Annotated in this window: 17 protein-coding genes and 1 pseudogene; 9 read left to right on the forward strand and 9 right to left on the reverse strand. The window is 72.5% G+C overall.

Going from position 1 to position 19,569, the window contains the following annotated elements:
• Window positions 1-15: 15 nt before the first annotated feature.
• On the reverse strand, window positions 16-573 hold the full coding sequence (locus ACFY7C_RS29540; protein WP_389656074.1) for a hypothetical protein: 558 nt from the start codon (window positions 571-573) through the stop codon (window positions 16-18).
• 208 nt (window positions 574-781) lie between these two features.
• Between ACFY7C_RS29540 and ACFY7C_RS29545 the strand changes: the two genes are divergently transcribed.
• Both ACFY7C_RS29545 and ACFY7C_RS29550 read left to right on the forward strand, forming a co-directional pair.
• Entirely contained in the window at window positions 782-1,795 is a 1,014-nt protein-coding gene (locus tag ACFY7C_RS29545; RefSeq protein WP_389656077.1) for an AraC family transcriptional regulator, read from the forward strand.
• Window positions 1,796-1,834: 39 nt separating this feature from the next.
• Window positions 1,835-2,665 carry a carbohydrate-binding protein gene (locus ACFY7C_RS29550; RefSeq protein ID WP_389656080.1) on the forward strand — a complete coding sequence of 277 codons (831 nt, stop codon included), beginning with the start codon at window positions 1,835-1,837 and terminating at the stop codon, window positions 2,663-2,665.
• Window positions 2,666-2,682: 17 nt separating this feature from the next.
• On the opposite strand, the gene fahA is transcribed toward ACFY7C_RS29550, so the two are convergent.
• On the reverse strand, window positions 2,683-3,918 hold the full coding sequence (gene fahA / locus ACFY7C_RS29555) for a fumarylacetoacetase (RefSeq protein WP_389656083.1): 1,236 nt from the start codon (window positions 3,916-3,918) through the stop codon (window positions 2,683-2,685).
• Window positions 3,919-4,224: 306 nt separating this feature from the next.
• On the opposite strand from fahA, the gene ACFY7C_RS29560 reads away from it, so the two are divergent.
• Entirely contained in the window at window positions 4,225-5,493 is a 1,269-nt protein-coding gene (locus ACFY7C_RS29560; RefSeq protein ID WP_389656086.1) for an LAETG motif-containing sortase-dependent surface protein, read from the forward strand.
• An 84-nt stretch (window positions 5,494-5,577) separates the two neighbouring features.
• Here ACFY7C_RS29560 and ACFY7C_RS29565 read toward each other — a convergent pair whose 3' ends face one another.
• Complete coding sequence (locus ACFY7C_RS29565) at window positions 5,578-7,584, reverse strand: CocE/NonD family hydrolase (protein ID WP_389656089.1); 2,007 nt, start codon at window positions 7,582-7,584, stop codon at window positions 5,578-5,580.
• A gap of 238 nt (window positions 7,585-7,822) precedes the next feature.
• Between ACFY7C_RS29565 and ACFY7C_RS29570 the strand changes: the two genes are divergently transcribed.
• Together ACFY7C_RS29570 and ACFY7C_RS29575 are read left to right on the forward strand one after the other, a co-directional pair.
• On the forward strand, window positions 7,823-8,833 hold the full coding sequence (locus ACFY7C_RS29570; protein ID WP_389656092.1) for a polyprenyl synthetase family protein: 1,011 nt from the start codon (window positions 7,823-7,825) through the stop codon (window positions 8,831-8,833).
• A gap of 159 nt (window positions 8,834-8,992) precedes the next feature.
• A complete protein-coding gene (locus ACFY7C_RS29575) occupies window positions 8,993-10,150 on the forward strand; it encodes an outer membrane lipoprotein carrier protein LolA (protein ID WP_389656095.1) in 1,158 nt (385 codons plus the stop codon).
• Between the two features lie 82 nt (window positions 10,151-10,232).
• Here the strand turns inward: ACFY7C_RS29575 and ACFY7C_RS29580 are convergent, their stop codons facing one another.
• The 3 genes and pseudogenes from ACFY7C_RS29580 to ACFY7C_RS29590 form a co-directional block, all read right to left on the reverse strand.
• The gene (locus tag ACFY7C_RS29580) at window positions 10,233-11,534 is read right to left on the reverse strand and encodes a M28 family metallopeptidase (RefSeq protein ID WP_389656098.1); all 1,302 of its coding nucleotides are present in this window, start codon (window positions 11,532-11,534) and stop codon (window positions 10,233-10,235) included.
• A gap of 281 nt (window positions 11,535-11,815) precedes the next feature.
• On the reverse strand, window positions 11,816-13,045 hold the full coding sequence (locus ACFY7C_RS29585) for a serine hydrolase domain-containing protein (RefSeq protein WP_389656101.1): 1,230 nt from the start codon (window positions 13,043-13,045) through the stop codon (window positions 11,816-11,818).
• An 80-nt stretch (window positions 13,046-13,125) separates the two neighbouring features.
• Window positions 13,126-13,644: pseudogene (locus tag ACFY7C_RS29590) on the reverse strand (DUF4097 family beta strand repeat-containing protein); the annotation flags it as partial.
• A gap of 252 nt (window positions 13,645-13,896) precedes the next feature.
• Between ACFY7C_RS29590 and ACFY7C_RS29595 the strand changes: the two are divergent.
• Together ACFY7C_RS29595 and ACFY7C_RS29600 are read left to right on the forward strand one after the other, a co-directional pair.
• Window positions 13,897-15,012: a hypothetical protein gene (locus ACFY7C_RS29595; RefSeq protein ID WP_389656103.1), complete on the forward strand. Its 1,116-nt coding sequence runs from the start codon at window positions 13,897-13,899 to the stop codon at window positions 15,010-15,012.
• Between the two features lie 74 nt (window positions 15,013-15,086).
• The gene (locus ACFY7C_RS29600; RefSeq protein WP_389656106.1) at window positions 15,087-15,608 is read left to right on the forward strand and encodes a DUF1203 domain-containing protein; all 522 of its coding nucleotides are present in this window, start codon (window positions 15,087-15,089) and stop codon (window positions 15,606-15,608) included.
• Between the two features lie 27 nt (window positions 15,609-15,635).
• Here ACFY7C_RS29600 and ACFY7C_RS29605 read toward each other — a convergent pair whose 3' ends face one another.
• Window positions 15,636-16,604, reverse strand: coding sequence for a HEAT repeat domain-containing protein (locus tag ACFY7C_RS29605; RefSeq protein WP_389656109.1), 969 nt, complete (start codon window positions 16,602-16,604; stop codon window positions 15,636-15,638).
• 66 nt (window positions 16,605-16,670) lie between these two features.
• Entirely contained in the window at window positions 16,671-17,123 is a 453-nt protein-coding gene (locus ACFY7C_RS29610) for a VOC family protein (protein WP_389656112.1), read from the reverse strand.
• A gap of 36 nt (window positions 17,124-17,159) precedes the next feature.
• On the opposite strand from ACFY7C_RS29610, the gene ACFY7C_RS29615 reads away from it, so the two are divergent.
• Window positions 17,160-17,774 carry a CGNR zinc finger domain-containing protein gene (locus tag ACFY7C_RS29615; RefSeq protein ID WP_389656115.1) on the forward strand — a complete coding sequence of 205 codons (615 nt, stop codon included), beginning with the start codon at window positions 17,160-17,162 and terminating at the stop codon, window positions 17,772-17,774.
• 142 nt (window positions 17,775-17,916) lie between these two features.
• On the opposite strand, the gene ACFY7C_RS29620 is transcribed toward ACFY7C_RS29615, so the two are convergent.
• Window positions 17,917-18,645, reverse strand: coding sequence for a helix-turn-helix domain-containing protein (locus ACFY7C_RS29620; RefSeq protein WP_389656118.1), 729 nt, complete (start codon window positions 18,643-18,645; stop codon window positions 17,917-17,919).
• 255 nt (window positions 18,646-18,900) lie between these two features.
• On the opposite strand from ACFY7C_RS29620, the gene ACFY7C_RS29625 reads away from it, so the two are divergent.
• The gene (locus ACFY7C_RS29625) at window positions 18,901-19,566 is read left to right on the forward strand and encodes a DUF4097 family beta strand repeat-containing protein (RefSeq protein ID WP_389656121.1); all 666 of its coding nucleotides are present in this window, start codon (window positions 18,901-18,903) and stop codon (window positions 19,564-19,566) included.
• The last annotated feature ends 3 nt before the right edge of the window (window positions 19,567-19,569 follow it).

The following is a 19,569-nucleotide window of genomic DNA, read 5'->3' on the forward strand; positions in this document are numbered from 1 at the left end:
CCCTTCGTCGTACGCCTACGGATGCGCATGGCCCTCGGGGCACGGGCCGCAGTGCACGCGCGGGTTGTACGGCGAGAAGACGCCCGACGGGTTCTTCTTGAAGATCCAGGCGTGCAGGGAGTAGTGCGGCCCCACCGGCTCGAAGTCGAACGGCCCGTCGAAGGGCTGGCCGAAGAGCACCGGCCAGGACTGGCCGGTGTTGGGAACGACCCACTCGACGGCGACGAGCTCGCGCTTGCCGGTCTTGTGGTCCTCCTCGTACAGGATCGCGGCCGGACGCGTCGGGTCCGTCGAGCCGATGTGGGCGGGCTTGACGTAGTGGTAGCCCATGCCGCCGAGCTGCGGGTCCTCCACGCACTCGTCGGTGCGCTGATAGCCGTCCGCGATGGCCGCCTGCTCCGACCTGTACCTCACCGTGGCGTCGTAGGTCAGCCGGAGGTCCGGGTGCGGGAAGTCGTCGCCCGCCGGCTTCGGGGCGGGAGCGGCCGTGGCGGCCGGGGCGGCGCCCAGGGTCAGCGAGGCGACGGCGGCCAGCGCCAGGGCGGCTATGAGGGGGCGGAGTCGTGCGGACATGTGTGTCTGCTCCTCGGGAGGGTGGGCGCGCCCTGTGCGGGGCGCCGGGCGTCGGCGGGCTCTCCCCACGCCCGCCACCTCCAGCAGCGTCACCCTCGGTGCGGGACCGCCGCACGCCGGGTGAGCCATTGGGGGTGCCCCGGCGGCCCCGAGCGTGGCATCGTGAGCCAAATGGTCTGTACCAGTCGAGGAGAGAGGGGGCGGCGCGATGCGCGGCACCACCGTCTTACCGGGGACCCCGTGCGTCACACCCAGCAACGGCCAACCCCCGGTGCACCGCCTGGAGATACGGCTGCCGGACGACGTGCCGTTCGCCGTCGGCACCTTCGACGGCATCGGCCCCCTGTCCCGGGCCGACTTCCCGCACCGGCACACCTTCTACGAGATCGTCCACGTCACCCGCGGCAGCGGCACCCATGTCGTCGACCTGACCCGCTGGGAGCTCAGCCCGCCGCACCTCGGCCTGATCCTGCCCGGGCAGCTCCACCACTGGGAGAACGCCCAGGGACTCGACGGCTCCGTCGTCCTGTTCACCCCCGAGTTCCTGGTCGACCACCCCGGCGACCAGGAGTTGCTGCGCCGCATCGGCGATCACCCCTGGCTCCGGCTCGACCCGGCCGCGCACGCCCGCACCGCCCGTCTGATCGCCGAACTCACCGAGGAGTACGGCCATGGGGACGCCGGATTCGCCACCGTGCTCCGCTCCCTGCTGCACGTCCTCCTCGTCCGCACGGCACGGCTCGGTGCACCGGAGGGCCCGGGCCGTGAGCAGCCGCCGCAGGGGCGCCACACGGCCGTCGCGGACGCCTTCGCCCGGCTGCTCGCCCGTACCGGAAAGGACGGCGCGGCCGAGTGCCCGCGGTCGGTGCGGGAGTGCGCCGAGTGGATCGGGGTCACCCCCGGCTATCTCACCGAGGCCGTACGGGCGGCCCTCGGCCGCACCCCCGGCAGCCTGCTCCGCGAGGCCCGCACCCAGGAGGCCCAACGGCTCCTGGCCCGGACGGACCTGTCCGTCCGGCAGGTCGCCCTCCGGACCGGCTTCGACGACCCCGCGTACTTCTGCCGCTTCTTCCGCCGGGAGACCGGGATGAGCCCCGGGCACTTCCGAAAGCACCACACGGAGCACGGCGCGGAGCAGCACGCGAAGCACCGCTCGAAGCACCGCTCAAAACACCACGACCGCCGTGCTGCGTCCATCGAAGCGGAAGCCGGACCGGCCTAGGTTTCTGCTCGCACCCAGCCCCCCACACGAGGAGCAGGCATGGACAGCGAGACCAGCACCGGACACCTCACCCGCAAGGCGGTCCTGCGCGCCGCGCTCGCGGCCGGCATGGCCGCACCCGCGGTGCTCATGGGCGTCCCCGCGCTCGCCCGTACCCTCACCGACGGCACGGGCGCGCCCGCGCTCACCCCGGCGTGCGACGACGGCGACGATCCCACGCCGCCGCAGACGGAGGGCCCGTACTTCAAGCCCCGCTCGCCGCGCCGCACCAGCCTGGTGGAGCCGGGCACGCCCGGGACGCGGCTCTCCGTCAGCGGCTGGGTCTTCGGGGCGGCCTGCCGGCCGATCGCCGGCGTGCTGCTCGACTTCTGGCAGGCGGACGTCAACGGCGCCTACGACAACACCGGGTTCCGCTTCCGCGGCCACCAGTTCACCGGCGCCGACGGCGCCTTCCGGCTCGACACGATCGTGCCGGGCCTCTATCCGGGCCGCACCCGCCACCTGCACGTCAAGGTGCAGGCGCCGGGCCGGCCGGTCCTCACCACCCAGCTGTACTTCCCGGGCGAGCCCCGCAACAACACCGACCCGATCTTCGACGCGCGGCTGCTGATGAGCGTGCGGGACGGGGGCGGGGCCAAGGAGGCGGCCTTCGACTTCGTCCTCGACGTCCCCCAGGACCCGGGACCGACCCCGACGCCGACCCCGACGCCTACGCAGACGGCACCCGGGGGCACGTGGGCCGCCGGTACCGCCTACCGGGCGGGGGACGCGGTCACCCACGCCGGACGGGGCTATGTGTGCCTCCAGGCGCACACGGCCCAGCCCGGCTGGGAGCCGCCGTCGGTCCCCGCCCTGTGGCGGGCGGTCTGAGACGGGCGGTCTGAGCTCTAGGCGGCGGCGTTCGGCGCGATCCGGCCGGTGACCTCGCCGAGGGCGACCCGGGTGCCGTCCGGGCCCGGAGCCCAGGCGGTCAGGGTGACCTCGTCGCCGTCCTCCAGGAACGTCCGCTTGCCCGCGGTCAGTTCGAGCGCGTCCCGGCCGTTCCAGGTGAGTTCGAGCAGCGAGCCGCGCTGGCCGACCTCGGGGCCGGAGACCGTACCGGAGCCGTACAGGTCGCCGGTGCGCAGGGAGGCGCCGTTGACGGTCATGTGGGCGAGCTGCTGGGCGGCCGTCCAGTACATGGTGGAGAACGGCGGCTCGGCCACCACCTCGCCGTTGATGGTGACGGTGATCCGCAGGTCGAAGCCGCCGGGCTCCTCCTCGGCGGAGTCGTCCAGGTACGGCAGCAGCGGGAAGTCACGGGCGGGCGGCGCGACCCGGGCCGCGTCCAGGGCCTCCAGCGGGGTCACCCAGGCCGACACGGAGGTCTGGAACGACTTGCCGAGGAACGGGCCGAGCGGCACGTACTCCCAGGCCTGGATGTCCCGCGCCGACCAGTCGTTGAGCAGGGTCAGCCCGAAGACGTGCTCGCGGAAGTCGCCGAGCGGGACCGGCCGGCCGAGCTCGGACGGGGTGCCGACCAGGAAGCCGACCTCGGCCTCGATGTCCAGCTTGACCGAGGGCCCGAAGACCGGCGCCGGGTCGGTGGGCGCCTTGCGCTGCCCGGCCGGGCGGACGACGTCGGTGCCGGAGACCACGACGGTGCCGGAGCGGCCGTGGTAGCCGATCGGCAGGTGCTTCCAGTTCGGGGTGAGCGGCTCGCCGTCCGGGCGGAAGATGTGGCCGACGTTGGTGGCGTGGTGCTCGCTCGCGTAGAAGTCGACGTAGTCGGCGACCTCGTACGGCAGGTGCAGGGTCACCGCGTCCAGCGGGTGCAGCAGCGGCTCCACGACCGGCCGGTGCGCGGGCACGGTCAGCCAGCCGGTGAGCGCCCGCCGGACATCGCGCCACGCGGTGCGGCCGGCCGCGAGCAGCGGGTTGAGGCTGGGCTGCGCGAGCAGCGCCGCGTACGGCGACCCGAGCGCGTGCGCCGCGGCCCCCGCGTCGAGCACGTGCCCGCCGATCCGGACGCCCAGCCGGCGCCGGTCGGGCTCGTCGGCGGTGGAGAAGACGCCGTACGGAAGGTTGTGCGGGCCGAAGGGGTCGCCCTCGGGCAGGTCGAGCGGGCTGCTCTGCTCGGGCATCGGTGCTTGCCTCGCTTTCCAGGTGTGTGGGGGACACGTTACGGGTCGCCCGCCGAGGCGCGGATGACATGTGTCACACAGAAAGTGCGGCCTCCGTGGGCAACTGTCCGGCTTCACGGGTTTTGTGACGGCTGTGAAGGCGCTGTGTGGGTGAGCGGCTGAGGTGGACTCGTCAATTCGGCTCTTCCGGGTCCTTATCCCGGTCATACGATCGCGTGGACGCCGCGCCGCGTGTGGTTTCCGCTGGCGTGGCCCCCCACACCTGTTTTTCGTTTCCCATCTTCGTCCGACCAGAAAAGGTCCACCTTGAAGATCCGTCGTATTCTCGCGACCGCCGTGGCCGCCGCCGTGACCACGCCGGTCGTCCTCCTTTCCGCCGCGCCGGCGTTCGCCGACACGAAGCCGGCCGCTCCCGCGCAGACGCAGGACCAGGACCAGTCCATCGAGGACCTGCGCCGCGCGCTCACCAAGGCGCAGGCCGCGTACGACGCGGCCGTCGTCGCCCAGGCGAACGCCGAGAAGGCGTTCGAGGACCTGCAGAAGCCCGAACACCCTCTGAAGGCCGCCCGCGACGCCGCGAAGCTCGCCGCCGACGAGGCCGCCGCCGCCAAGAAGACCGCCGACGAGGCGCTGGAGAAGGCCAAGAAGGCCCTGGCCGAGCTGCCGGCCGACGCCACCGAGGACCAGAAGACCAAGGCCCAGCAGGACGTCACCGCCGCCCAGACGGTCGCCGACACGGCGAAGACCACCGCCGAGGCCAAGGCCGCCGAGGCCGACCGCACGGACACCGCCTGGGACGACGCGATGGTCGCCGCCGCCCGCAAGATCAGTGAGGCGCAGACGGCCAAGAAGAAGGCCGCCGCGGAGCTCGACGCCGCCAAGAAGGCCCTCGACGAGGCTCTGGAGGAGGAGCCGGGCGAGGATGACTGCAAGGTCGACAAGAGCTTTGTCGCGACCCTCACCGGTCCGAAGAAGATCGCCGCAGGCTCCAGCGGCGTCTTCACCTTCAAGGTGACCAACAAGGGCCAGGTCGAGCTCGGCGAGGTCGGCGGCTGGGCCGAGGCGTTCACCCTCGACGAAGACGGCCTCAAGCTGAGCTGGTCCTCCGCCACCAGCCCGAAGTGGCAGGCGCTCGGCGAGGAGGACTACTTCTCCAGCCTCTCCTCCCTCAAGCCGGGCAAGTCCTTCGACTTCAAGCTGAAGGTCACTGTCGACGCCAAGACCCCCGCGGGTGACGGCTTCCTGGCCGGCAGCGCTGGCTACGAGAACAAGGACGGCTCCTGCGGCTGGCTCGAGGAGGGCTCCGTCGCGGAGTTCGGCATCGTCAAGGCCGCCAAGCCCGGCAAGCCCGGCACCGGTTCCACCGGTGGCAACGGCAACACCTCCCAGCAGGGCGGCCAGTCCACCACCCCGGTGAGCGGTGGCAACACCGGCTCGACCACCGGCGGCAACCTGGCCAACACCGGTTCGAACTCCTCGACGATGCCGATCGCCCTCGCGGCCGGCGCCGCCGTGGTGCTCGGTGCCGGTGCGATGGTCGTCGTGCGTCGCCGTAAGGCCGGCGCGGACGCCTGATAACGCAGCGCACTAAAGGGCCCGCATTCCGTGACGGAATGCGGGCCCGTTCGCTTTGCGTACATCCGCCCGGCCGCGCGGAATTCACCCTGCCGCACGCGGAATGCGTTTCTCCCAGGTCCGGTGGAAGACGATCTCCCCGCCCTCCGTGCAGATCACCTCGTCCGAGGTGTGGAAGGCGTTCGCATCGCACGAGATCTCCGATCTCGTGTCGATCTTCACGTCCCAGGCCATTTCCGGGCGGTGCAGCCGGATCGTCCATTCCGCACGCGTACGGGCGGACAGCGGGCCCGACGCGTCGATCGCGTACGTCTCCAGGGCGTCCTCCGTGTACTCCAGGCCGTCCGGGAAGACCCGCGTGCCGCCGGGGCGCGGGTCCACCTCCAGGCGCCACTCACCCTTCGCCACGTCCCGCACCACCAGCCGCTCCGGGCGCGGCTCCTCCAGGGTGCGCGGGATGCTGACGCCGAGCGGCTCGGACTGCTCGGGTCCCTCGAAGGCGACGGCGTCGTCGGTGGGGGCGCGGACCGGCAGGGTGAGGGAGGAGCCGGCCGGGTCGAGCGTGAAGCCGGCGGCGTCGGGCCCGGGCCAGATCCAGGGCCAGTACGTGGAGGAGACGGCGAGCCGGACGCGGTGGCCGGGCGCGAAGGCGTGGCCGATGCCGGTCAGCTCGATGTCGTACGACTCGATGTCGTACGACGCGGTCTCGCCGGTCCGCACGGCCCCTGAGAGGTCGAGCGCCCCCCGGGTGACGAGGGTGGAGGCGCCGTCCGGGGCGATGTCGCAGAGACGGGCGATCACCTGGCCGGTCGGGGCGTGCGGCATCAGGCGGAGGTGCGCGGAGGGCCGGCCCAGGATCTCGATCGCCGGACCGTCCGCCGGGACGGTGAAGTCGAAGCAGGCCGCGTGGGCGTCCTCGGCGCGCTGGTCCGGTGGCAGATCGGTGTCGTTGCCGCGCGGGACGAGGGCGCCCGCGTCCAGGCCGGTCCACTGGGGCGAGGTGACGACCAGCGGGTCGCCCCCGAGGCCGTACGCGACGGGCGTGACGTGCGGGGACGGCCAGGTCGGGTCGGCGACCCAGCGGCCCGGCAGCTCCTCGTACACGGTGGCCGGCGGGTGCGACGTGCTGATCCAGGAGCGCAGCAGCGGTTCGGCCATCACGTCGTTCTCGGCGCCCCTCAGGTGGTGGTCCCACCAGCGCAGGGTCTCCTGGAGGAAGCCGATCGCCGGACCGGGCGGCAGCCCCCGGTCCGGGTACTGGTGCGACCAGGGCCCGATGACGCCCCGCACCCGGTCCCGGGGGAGGTCCTCGACGAGCCGGAGCACGGTGTCCCGGTAGGGGTCGTGCCAGCCGCCCACGGCGAGGACGGCGGCCTCGATCGCGGAGTGGTCCTCGCGGACGCCGCCCCGCGGACCCGAGTCGTCACGGGTCTGGTCGTCACGGTTCTGGCGGGCGAGCCGGCTGTGGACGAACGGCTCCAGGGCCTCCAGGCGCTCCAGCCACATCTCGCGCCACCTCTCGCCCGCGTACCGGGGGTCAGGCGGCCGGGAGGTGGAGGCGAGCTGGGCCGCGGCCCAGGAGTGCGGGCCGGCGGCGAGGACGCAGCCGTCCAGGGAGGGGACCTCGCCGTCGTGGCGGTCGTCGGTCGAGCAGACGGTGACGACCGCCTTCAGCGGCTCGGGGGCGAGCGCGGCGATCCGCAGCGCGTTCACGCCGCCCCAGCCGATGCCGAACATGCCGACCCGGCCCGTGCACCAGGGCTGCGCGGCCAGCCAGTGCACGACGGCCACGCCGTCGGCGAGCTCGGTCGCGTCGTGCGGGTCGCCCGGCAGGCCCTCGCTGTTGCCGTGGCCGCGCACATCGACCCGTACGGAGGCGTAGCCGTGGCCCGCGTACCAGGGGTGGCGCTGCCCGTCGCGGGCGGCCGTCCCGTCGGTGAGACGGTGGGGGAGGTACTCCAGGAGGGCGGGTACGGGCTCGTCGGTCAGCGGCCGCCAGACCCGCGCGTACAGTCTCGTCCCGTCCGGCACGGGGACACGGAGGTCCTCGTGGCGGGTCTCGTACGGGAACGCGGTCCGGATCCTCGGCATCGGGTCACCTCGCTGGCCACCTCGTCGATCGCTGTTCGGGACAAACCGCCCACTCCTGATCGTATGAGCTGATCACGAACATACCGGGGGTGACGGGAAGGCGCCCACGGTGATCGAAACGTGACCGGATACGCTGGCTTGAGTGAATGGACCGACACATCGACAATCCGAGTGATCGGTGTGTGGTCCGGCAGCGTCAGACAGCGTCAGCAGGCGTCAGCAGACAGGAGATCCCCTCGTGACCGTCGTCGGGCCGTTCGGTCTTAGCGTGCGGGACCAGGCTCTCGAAGCCGATGTCCAGACCGGTTTGGCCGCCGTGGAGGCCGGCCTCCTCGACGCCACCAAGAGCGACGTGCCGTTCATCACGGAGGCCGCGCAGCACCTGGTGCTCGCGGGTGGCAAGCGGTTCCGGCCGCTGCTCGTGATGCTCGCCGCCCAGTTCGGCGACCCCTACGCGCCGGGTGTCGTGCCCTCGGCCGTGGTCGTCGAGCTCACCCACCTCGCCACGCTGTACCACGACGACGTCATGGACGAGGCCGCCGTGCGGCGCGGGGTGCCCAGCGCCAACACCCGCTGGGGCAACTCGCTCGCCGTCCTCACGGGTGACTTCCTCTTCGCCCGCGCCTCGCACACGCTGGCGGACCTCGGACCCGAGGCCGTACGCATCCAGTCGGAGGCGTTCGAGCGGCTCGTGACCGGCCAGATCCTGGAGACCGCCGGTCCGCAGGAGGGCCGCGACCCGGTCGCCCACTACCTCGACGTCCTCGCCGGCAAGACCGGCTCGCTCGTCGCCGTGTCCTGCCGCTTCGGCGCGATGATGGCCGGCGCGGACGAGAGCGTCGTCGACATCCTCACCCAGTACGGGGAGCGGCTCGGGGTCGCCTTCCAGCTCGCCGACGACGTCCTCGACATCGCCTCCGACTCCCACGAGTCCGGCAAGACCCCGGGCACCGACCTCCGCGAGGGCGTCCCCACCCTGCCCGTGCTCTACCTGCGGGCCGCCGCGGCCGCCCACGGCCGCCCCGAGGACCTCGAGCTCCTCGCCCTGATCGACGGCGACCTCACCGACGACGCCCGCCACGCCGACGCCCTGCGCCGCCTCCGCGTCCACCCGGCCCTGGAGCAGGCCCGCCGCGACACCCTCCGCTACGCGGAAGAGGCCCGCGCCATGCTGGCCCCGCTGCCCGAGGGCTACCCGAAAGCGGCCCTGGAGGAACTGTGCGACGCGGTGGTGCACCGCGCGGGCTAGGACCCCCGTGCGGGCCATGACCCCCCGGGCGGGCTACGGGCCCTAAGGGTGTGTCATCCCGTAGGCGTACGACAGGTTGATCCCGGGGACTGACGATTCCGCGCCGTCGGCTTGGTGAGATGGATCCATCAAGCAGCGTCCACGGAGGTAGCGCAGACCATGGCAACGAACGAAACGCGTCGCAAGGCGAGCCGTTACGTCGTCCCCGTCGCGGTGGCGGGCGTCGCCGCGGCCACCATCGGACTCGTCCCGGCGCTGGCGGCGGCCGGTGACCCGGATCTGCCGGAGATCACCGCGCAGCAGCTCATCGAGAAGATCGCCGCCTCGGACACGCAGACGCTGTCCGGCACGTTCAAGATCAGCACGGACCTCGGCCTGCCGTCCTTCGCGGGCCTCATCCCGTCGGACTCCTCGTCGGCCTCCGCCGACCCCTCGGCCAGGCTGACCGAGCTGGCTTCCGGCACGCACACGCTGCGGGTGGCGGCCGACGGCCCGGACCGGCAGAAGCTGACGGTGCTCGACGGCTCCGACGAGTACAGCCTGATCCACAACGGCGCCGACGTCTGGGCGTACGACAGCAAGTCGAACGAGGTCTTCCACGAGAAGGCGGACGGTCCGGCCGGCCCGCCCGAGAAGGAGCTCCCGGGCACCCCGAAGGAGCTCGCGGACGAGGTCCTGAAGGCGGCGGGCGACACCACCTCGATCACCGTCGGCGGCACGGCGAAGGTGGCCGGCCGGGACGCGTACCAGCTGGTGATCAAGCCGAAGCAGTCCGGTTCGACGGTCGAGTCGGTCAAGATCGCGGTGGACGCGGCGACCGGCACCCCGCTGAAGTTCACCCTGGACTCGACCAGCGGCGGCAAGCCGGTCGTCGACGCGGGCTTCACCAAGGTGGACTTCGGCAGGCCTGCCGCCTCGACCTTCGACTTCAAGGCGCCGAAGGGCGCGAAGGTGACGGAGGGCGCGGCGGAGAAGGAGGCCGGGAAGCACGACGAGCTGCCCGAGGGCCTGGAGGGCCTGGAAGGGCTGTTCGGCGGCAAGGACGGCAAGGGCGGCGAGGGCCTGAACGTCATCGGTGAGGGCTGGACGGCCGTCGCCAAGCTGGACACCGGCGCTCCTGCGCCCAAGACCGACGAGGCGCCGAAGGAGGTTCAGGGCTTCCTGGACTCCTTCGGCGACAAGGTCAGCGGGAAGTTCGGCACCGGCACCGTCTTCAAGACCAAGCTGGTGAACGCGCTCATGACGGACGACGGCAAGGTCTACGTCGGCGCGGTGACGCCGGACGCGCTCGTGAAGGCGGCCGACTCCGGCAAGTGACCTCGGTGTAGCGGAGGTTGGGACCCCGGGCGGGTCGGGGCGAACGTCACCGACCCGCCCGGGAGCTTGTGCGGGCCGACGCCTACGGGAAGGTCAGCTTGAAGCCGCTGATGTAGCCGACGTCGGCCGAGGCCCGGTCCTGGGCGCGCAGCTGCCAGGTGCCGTTGGCGACCTCGGTGGAGGCGTTGACCGTGAAGGTCTGGACGATGTTGTCCGCGCTGCCGCCGGAGCGGTTGTGCAGGTTGTAGACCGAGCCGTCGGGGGCGATCAGGTCGACCACCAGGTCGCCCTTGTAGGGGTGGACGATGTCCACGCCGACGGAGAGGCTGCTCGGCGCGTTGCCGGCGATGCCGGAGACCGTCACCGAGGAGGTCACCGCGGCCCCGTTGTCCGGGATGGAGACGTCCGCGGTGTTCTCGAAGACCTTGCCGGGCGGAGGAGTCGTACCGGACGACAGGTTCCAGACCGCGTGGGCGATGGCGTCGCTGTTGCGGTCGAGGGCGGTGTCGTTGACGTTCGACGTGGTGTCGCAGGACGAGTGGTAGCAGCGGTCGAAGGCGGTGGTGGTGCCGCCCCACTTCTGCACCTGTGCGGAGGTCTTCGTCCGGCTGGCGCCGGTGAACAGGCCGCCGACGGGGATGCCCACGTTCTTGAACGAGGCGTGGTCGGAGCGGCCGTCGCCCTCGGTCTCGATCTCGGTCGGCACACCGAGCCCGGCGAAGTAGTCCTTGAAGGTCTTCTCGATCGTCGGGTCGTCGTCGTAGACGAAGTAGCCCGGGTTGGGCGAGCCGATCATGTCGAAGTTCAGATAGCCCTTGAGCTTCGAACGCTCCGTGGTCGGCAGGTTGTTGACGTAGTGCTTGGAGCCGACGAGACCGAGCTCCTCCGCGCCCCACCAGCCGAAGCGCAGGTGCTTGGTGGGCTGGTACCCGGCCCGGGAGACGGCGAGGGCCGTCTCGAGTATCGCGGCCGAGCCGGATCCGTTGTCGTTGATGCCGGGGCCCGAGCTGACCGAGTCGAGGTGCGAGCCGGCCATGATCACCTGGTTCGGGTCGCCGCCCGGCCAGTCGGCGATCAGGTTGTAGCCGGTGGTGCCGTTGTACGTGAACTGCTGGACCGCGGTGGTGTATCCGGCGGCGTCCAGCTTTGCCTTCACGAAGTCGATGGACGCCTTGTAGCCGGGCCGGCCGTGGGCGCGGTTGCCGCCGTTGGCGGTGGCGATCGACTGGAGGTCGGTCAGGTGCTGCTTGACGTTGGTCAGGGAGATGTCGGGCGCGGCGGTGACGGTGCCCGGGGCGGCGGTGGCCGGTGCGGCGCCCGCGAAGGCACCGAGTACGAGGGCCGAGGCGCCGGCCAGGGCGGACAGTCTCGCGGAGAGTTTCATGTGGGGGCTCCGGATTCCGAACTGGGGATGGGACGGAACGTGCGAGCGCCTCGCGTCGTGGGTGGCGCGAGGCGTTGGAGCTGTGCGAACGCGGCCGAATGGCTGCGCTTTGTGTGACGAATGTTCAGTGAGAGTTTGACTTGGCGTCAAGAGCAAAATCCGGTCAGGAGTGTTCGCTGAGCGAACGCTCCTGACCGAACGGGCGGCGATGCCAGTCGCCTTCCGGCGCCTTCCGCTGTCTTCCGCTGTCTTCCGTCGCCTCCCGGCGCCTTCGGTCGTCTTCAGTCGTCGAGGGACTGGTAGACCGTGGTCCAGAAGTCGTGGATGAGCCGCGCCGGATCCGGGACGGACGTGCCGACCTGGGTGAGCAGGATGCCGGTGAGTCCGTTGGCCGGGTCGGCGTAGGTCGAGGTGCCGCTGCCGCCGTCCCAGCCGAACTGGCCGAGGGGCGCGTAGTCGCCGAGGTAGGTGCGCACCGCCATCCCGAAGCCCCAGCCTCCGTGCTGACCCTGCCCGAAGGAGATGTGGACGTTGTCGACGGCCATGGCGTGCCGGGCGGCCTGCTGCTCCGGGGAGAGGCGGTTGGTGGTCATCAGCCGGACGGCGGGCCGGGACAGGATCCGCTCGGTGCCGTGCATGCCCTCGTTCAGGAGCATCCGGAAGTAGGCGTGGTAGTCGTCGGCGGTGGAGACCAGCCCGCCGCCTCCGCCCTGGAACGCCGGGGGCGCGCTGTGGCGGCCGCCCTCGGCCTCGTCCCAGACGTGGAACTCGCCGGTGAGGGGGTCGGGCGCGTAGAGGGGAGGGAGCCGGTCGATCTTGTCGTCCGGGACGTGGAAACCGGTGTCCTTCATGCCCAGGGGCTCGAAGAGGCGCTCGCGCAGGAACGATTCGTACGACTGGCCGGAGACCCTGGCGACGAGGACGCCGAGCAGGTCGCTGGCGATGTGGTACTGCCAGCGCTCGCCGGGCTGGTGCATCAGGGGCAGCGTGCCGAGGCGGCGCATCCACTCGTCCGGCTCGGGCATCGGCTCCGGCAGGTTGGGGGTGAGGCCCTGCTCGAAGACCGCGTTCATGATCGGGGTCCCCAGCGAGGTCAGGTCCATGCCGAGTCCGAACGTGGAGGTCAGCACGTCCCGTACGGTGATCGGCCGCCGCGCCGGGACGGTGTCGTCCAGCGGGCCGTCGACCCGCTTCAGGACCTGCCGGTCCGCGAGTTCGGGCAGCCACGGGCCCACCGGGTCGTCCAGGCGCAGCCGGCACTCGTCGAGCAGGATCATCGCCGCCGCGACGCCGACCGGCTTGGAGGTCGAGGCCATCCGGAAGATCGTGTCCCGGCGCATCGGCGGGCCGCCGTCGTGGCGCATCGTCCCCAGCGCCTCGACGTGCGTCTCGTTCCCGCTGCCGACCAGGGCGACGAGCCCCGGGATCTTCCCGGACTCGACGTGCCGCGCCAGCACCTCACGGATCCTGCGGAGTGCGGTCTCGGAGAAGCCGTCGGTGTTCTTGTTCATGAGGGGTGTCCTTCGGTGAGCGGTCTGTGGGGCCGGTGCGGGCGGTGTCGGGTGGTGCCGGGTGGTCAGATGCTGCGGGCGGTGATGTCGCCGTGCTCGGTGCGCAGGGTGACGGTGCCGTGCGTGGCTTCGGCGATGTTCAGGTCTCCCTTCCGGGTGGTGATCCGGGCGGGCCCGCCGAGGCGGCCGAGGGTGATGTCGCCGTCCTGGAGGGTGAGCCGGGCGCTTCCGGTCTCCTCCAGCTCGACGGTGGCCTGCGCGGCCTCGAAGCTGACGTCGCCGAGGCGCCCGGTGCCGCGGAGCTCGGCGGCGGCGGCCTTCGCGTCGAGGCGGGACCCGGCGGGGAGGTGGACGGTGATGTCGACGGAGCCGGAGTCCCCGAGGAACCGGTTCTTCGCCTCGGGGGCCTCGATCCGCAACACGCCCTCGCCGTAGGTGACCTGGATCCGCTCGGCCGCCTCGATGTCGCGGCTCTTGGCGGCGTTCGCGGGAAGGACCTCGACGGTGGTGTCGGCGCGGTCGCCGGCGACGAGGTGGATGCGACCGGCGGGGATGTCGAGGACGGCGGCGACCGGGGCGGTGGTGGCGAACTGCTGCATGGCGTTCTCCTGTGCGTTCGTGGTGTGTGTTCGTCGGTGTTTCTTGTGATGGAAACGCTACGTTGCATTCAGGGAGCTGGCAACAACCCTTCCCTGTTGAATCCCCGTTATTGCAGCTCAGATGGTCAATTTCGTTGCAATCGAACTGCCCGTCAATGCAACGCGGAGTCGAGGTGCGTTGCAACAGAATGGTGGTGAACGCTATATCCGTCGGCAACTTGCGGGCGGCACGGGTGACTTACGCTGCTCCGCGTGGAAATAGACCTCGGCAACGGCATCGTCGGCGCGATCCTGGGAGTGGTGTTCGCGACCCTGTTCCAGCAGTGGACCCAGGACGTGTGGTTCCGGATCCGGCGCCGCTCGGCCGGTGTGGTGCGCAGCATCACCTACCGCCGCGGCCAGGACGGCGGCCCGGTCGCCTGGTCGACCTTCTCGCTCGGGCCGTTGCACACCTCCGCGCTGATCGTCGAGGGCGACGGCGACCGCGCGATCGCCCCCGACTCCGTTCACGTCCAGGTGCTCGACGACGCCGTACGGCTGCCCGAGGACATGGAGCCCTGGCGCGCCGAGATCGAGGCGGAGGAGAGCCGGGCCGCCGAGACCGGGGAGCGGGCCCCCGTGTGGAACGGACCGCGCTACGCCGTCGAGTCCGTCGAGGTCTCCCGCACCGCCCTCGACGAGCGGCCCGAGGTCCACCTGCGGCTGCGCCCCACCGACTACTTCACCTTCCTCGCCGCCCAGCAGCTCGACCGCCGCTTCCCCGACGGCTCCACACCCCGCAGCCGCTACCTCGATCCGGCCGACCCGCTGGTCGCGCCCGCCTTCCTCCAGTGCAGCTTCGGTGCCAACGTCGCCGTCGTCACCGCCGACCACCTCCTGGTGGTCACCCGCCGCAGCAACCGGGTGCGGACGGGCTCCGGAGTGTGGAACTCCTCCGTGAACGAGGGCCTCGCCCGGCACATCGACTCGGCCGGCCGCAACGCCCCCGACCTGCACGCCGTCGCCCGGCGCGGCATGCGCGAGGAACTCTCGCTCGAACCGCACGAGTACACCCTGGAGTTGCTCGCCTTCGCCCTGGACGTCGAACGGCGCCAGTGGTGCGCCCACTTCTACGCCCGGCTGAAGGAACTGACCGGCGACGGCCTGCGCGAGCGGATGAGCCGGGGCGTCGCGGACCGCTGGGAGCACCAGGACATCGCGTACGTGCCCTTCCGCACGGCCGACGTCACCCGCTTCCTGCTCGACCCCGAACGCCTGCATCAGTGGGCTCCCGTCGCCCCCTCCCTGTTCCACCTCGCCCTCGTCCACGTCCACGGCCGCGCCTCGGTGGAGCGGGCCGAGGCGCAGGTGGTCCGCAGGATGGGGTGAAGGGGCCCACGACGGGCGAGCGCGGTGTCCGAATGCCGCCGGTACCGGCCCCGCGCCCGCGCGAGGCTGGCCGCATGACCCCCACCTACACCGCGCGCCCCATCCCGCCCGCCGCCCTCGCCGAACTGCGCCGGACCGACGACGCGGGCCGGACCGCCGTCCCGTACACCGCGACGGAGGCGGACGGCGCCGGCAACCCCCTGCGCTGCTGCCTGCGGCCCGTGGCGGCGGGGGAGCGGATCGCGCTCGTCTCGTACGCGCCGCTGCGGCGCTGGGCGGCGGAGACCGGGGCCGATCCCGGCGCGTACGACGAGCAGGGCCCGGTCTTCATCCACGCCGACGCGTGCGAAGGCCCGGAGGCCACCCCCGCCCCCCACACGTACCCCTTCGCCCGACCGGGCGCTCTGCGCACCCTCCGCCGCTACGACGCGGAGGGCCGCATCGTCGGCGGCCGCCTCCTGGAGATCCCCGACCCGCCGACCGAGGGCTTCGACCAGGCGTTCGCCGCGGCCTTCGCCGACCCGGCGGTCGCCCTGGTGCACGTTCGCGCCGTGGAATACGGCTGCTTCCACTACGAGGTCCGCCGCCCCGGGTGAGGGCGCCGTACGCGAGCCGGGCCCTGTCTAGTCGCGCAGCATGGTGACCGCCTCGCGCACGTCCGGGTCCGGGTCGGACGCCAACCGGTCCAGCAGGGCGGCGGTTTCGGGGGTTTCGCGGTGGGTGAGGCCCTCGGCGACGGTCTCCCGGACGGCCGGGGCGGGGTCGGCGGCGAGGGCGACGAGGAGGGCGGTCGCCTCGGGGGTCGGGCGGTACGCGAGGGCTTCGGCCGCCGACCGGCGTACGGCGGGTTCCGGGGCGCGGGCCAACTCGCCCAGCACGGTGTCCACTCCGGGGGTCGACCAGTGCGCCACCGCGCCCGCGAGCGCGGTGCGGACGGTGGGGTCGGGGTGGGTGGCCAGGGCGGCGAGGCGGGGGAGCGGGCCGCGGCGGCACAGGGCGTAGAGGGCGAGGGTCTCGCGCAGGGCGGCGGTGTCGTCGCGGGCCGCGGCCCCGTCCAGCCGGTCGAGCAGGACCCGGGGCGGGGGCGGTGGGCCGTCCAGCGGGTGCGGTCGGCGTGCCCGCAGCCGGCGCGAGCCGTATTCGCCGCGCACCCGGCAGCCCTCGCAGGTGCAGGGCACGACCCCGTGCGCGTCGGGGAAGTACCGCCAGCCGTTGACCTGACGGACCGCCCGGACCTGCCGTACCTCGGCCCGCGTGACCGCCCGCGGCAGGAACACCTCCCAGCCGCGGGCGTCCTCCAGCGCCCCGATCCGCCGGACCGCCTCGGCCGCCGCCGCGCGGGCCGGTTCGCGCTCGCCGTAGCGCCCGACGGTCACCGGCTCTCCGTCCGGCAGGCGTACGTGCACGGCGACGAGCCCCCGGGGGCCCGGCCGTCGCGCGAGCTCCCGCAGCCACTGGTGGGTGAGGGTGTACGAGGGGAGCACCGGGAACAGGTACACCCCGCGCCCGCTCCGGCCGCTCCCGGCCCGTATGCCGGTCCGGCGTATCCGGGCGGCGTGGGCGGCGGGAGTGAGGTGCACGAAGGTGGCCATGCGGCCCGATGCTACGGCCGCTCACCGCCCGTGCCCGGGCCGGCCCGCTCCCGTACGCGCGCCCGCTCACTGCACGCAGAACTCGTTGCCCTCGGGGTCGGCCATGACCGTCCACGCACCGCCCTGTTCGGCGACCTCTCGCAGGACCGTCGCGCCCAGCCCCTCCAGGCGGGCGACCTCGGCGTCGCGGGTGCCGGGGGCCGCGTGGACGTCGAGGTGGACGCGGTTCTTGACGGTCTTCGGCTCGGGGACGCGCTGGAAGAGGATGCGGTGGCCCAGGCCGGCGTCGCTGTCCGGGTCATGAGGCTCGTCCGGGTGCCGGACGGCGGCCAGGTCGCGCCAGGCGAGCCGGCCGTCGACGGTGAGGGTCGCCTCGGGCGGGGCGGCGCCCGCGTCGAGGAGGCGGCCGATGAAGGCGCTGTGGTCCTCCTGCCGGTAGCCGAGGGCGGCGGCCCAGAAGGCGGCCTGGGCGTGCGGGTCGGCGGCGTCGATGACGAGCTTCCAGTGCAGTGCGGTCATGTAACTCTTTATACTGGTTACGTGACCGGAAAGCCCATGACTCTGCATCATCTCGACGGCCATGTCTTCTCGTTCGACGCCGGCGCCCTGTGTCTCGAGCTGCTGCTGACGGGCGGACCCGGTCCCGTCGCCGCGCGGTACGAGGTGCTCGACCGGGTCGAGGGCCTGCTCGCCTGGGTGCGGGACTGCCGGCTCGCACCGCGCGGCCTCGACCGCGAGCTCGCCGTCACTCCGGCCGAGCTCGCGGCCGTACGGGACACCCGCGACGCCCTGTGGCGGCTCGGCCTGGCCCGTGCCGCCGGCGACGCACTCGCCGCCGAGGACCTCGCCGTCGTCAACGGGGCTGCCGCCCTGCCCCCTTTGGCGGCCCGGATCGCCCCGGACGGCACCCGCGCGTGGGCACCGGGCGCCACCGGCACCGGGCTGCTCGGGACGGTCGCCCGGGACGCCGTCGAGCTGTTCACCGGCCCGTACGCCGACCGGATCCGCGTCTGCGGCGCCGAGAACTGCGCCCTGCTCTTCGCCGACACCTCGCGCCCCGGCCGCCGCCGCTGGTGCTCCATGGAACGGTGCGGCAACCGCCACAAGGTGCGGGCCCACCGGGCGCGTACGCCGCGGCCGGGGGACGGCGCCGGGGAGACGGCCGGCTGAGGGGGGCGCGGGCCGAGCCGCTGTCGGTGCCAGGGGCCGGCCCCGGCCGCCGCCACCTGCGCCCGGGGCCGGTCGCAGCCGCCACCACCTGAGCCCGGGGCCGGTCCCCGGCCGCCGCCACCTGGTCTGCCGTCTCCTCGACTCAGTCCTCCGAAGGCGTCGCCGCCTTCGTGTGCAGCACCTCGCGGGCCTGCTCCGCGGCGCGGGCGGTGCTCTCGGAGACGAAGTCGAGGAAGCGGGCGATGCTCTCCATGCGGACGGCGGCCGGGGTGCCGGCGCCGAGGACCCCGACGCCCTGCCGGGCCGTCTCGACGACCTGGGCGATCGCCTTCGCGCTGGCCATCATCGACCGGTACCAGATGTCGTCGTCCACGATGTAGCGCTCGCGGCGGCGTTCGTCGCGCTCCCGGCGGACCATGCCCTGGCCGTCGAGGAACGCGACCGCCTTGGAGACGGACGCCGGGCTGACCTGGAGGCGCCCCACGAGTTCGGCCGCGGTGAGGCTGCCCGAGTCGGTGAGGGTGAGGCAGGCCATCACCCGGGCCATCATCTTCGGCATGCCCGAGGCCATCATGACGGTGGTGAACAACTCCTCGTACTCGCGCATGGCTTCGGGGTCGCGCCCATGGGCCTGCGGCGGCGCCTCGGTCCCCCGGGGCGCGGCCTGCCTGCGCCGCTGGGCGCGGCGTTCGGTGGCGCGGTGGGCGAGGTCGGCGCGGTAGCCGGTCGGGCCTCCGTTGCGCATCACCTCGCGCGTGACCGTCGAGGTCGGACGGTCGAGGCGGCGGGCGATCTCCGCGTAGGCGAGCCCGTCGGCCAGTCCCAGCGCGATCTGCTGGCGCTCGTGCTGGGTGAGTCTGCCTCCCGGCATCGCGGTCTCCTTCGCCTTCGCTTCGTGGTTCGTGGTTGCTCGGGTACGCCCGCAGCATAGCGTTCACGTTCAGTTCATTGCAATTCGTTGAGTCCTCGTTGTTGCGTTATGCCCGAGGACGTTGCAACGATTTTGTGGCTGTGGCCTGCGTGAATGCTTTTCGTGCGCAACGACAGTGTTGTCGGAAACTCGAATGCAACGTAGCGTTTCCATTGTTCGAAACGAAGTCGCACTCACTCGCAGGAGAGCAGCATCATGCAGAAGTTCCAGACCCTCGCCCCGATCGCCGCCGTCCTGGCCGTCCCCGCGGGGCGGGTGCGGTTCATCGCCGCCGACCGGGCCGACACCACCGTCGAGGTCCTGCCCGCCGACGCCTCGAAGGGCCGGGACGTGAAGGCGGCCGAGCAGACCGAGGTCACCTACGCCGACGGCGTCCTGCGGATCGCGGTCCCGGAGGCGAAGAACCGCCTCGTCGGCAACTCCGGGGCCGTCGAGGTCACCGTCCAGCTGCCCGCGGGGTCCAGCGTCGAGGGCAGGGCGGCCGCCGCCGAGCTCCGCGGCGTCGGACGGCTCGGTGACGTGGCCTTCGAGGGCGCGTACCACCGCATCAAGATCGACGAGGCCGCGAGCCTCCGGCTGACGGCGCTCGACGGCGACATCGAGATCGGCCGGCTGGGCGGCCCGGCGGAGATCGCCACCGCACGCGGCGACATCCGCGTCACCGAGGCCCTGCGCGGCGCGGTCACCCTGCGCACCGACAAGGGCGACATCACCGTCGGCGCCGCCGCCGGCGTCTCCGCCTCCCTGGACGCCGGCACCGACTACGGCCGCGTCAGCAACGCCCTGAAGAACGACGGCACCGCCGGCCTGACCCTCCGTGCGACCACCTCGTACGGCGACATCACCGCCCGCAGCCTCTGAGCA

Origin of the sequence: Streptomyces sp. NPDC012769 (genome assembly GCF_042901205.1) — a bacterium.
GTDB lineage: Bacteria > Actinomycetota > Actinomycetes > Streptomycetales > Streptomycetaceae > Streptomyces.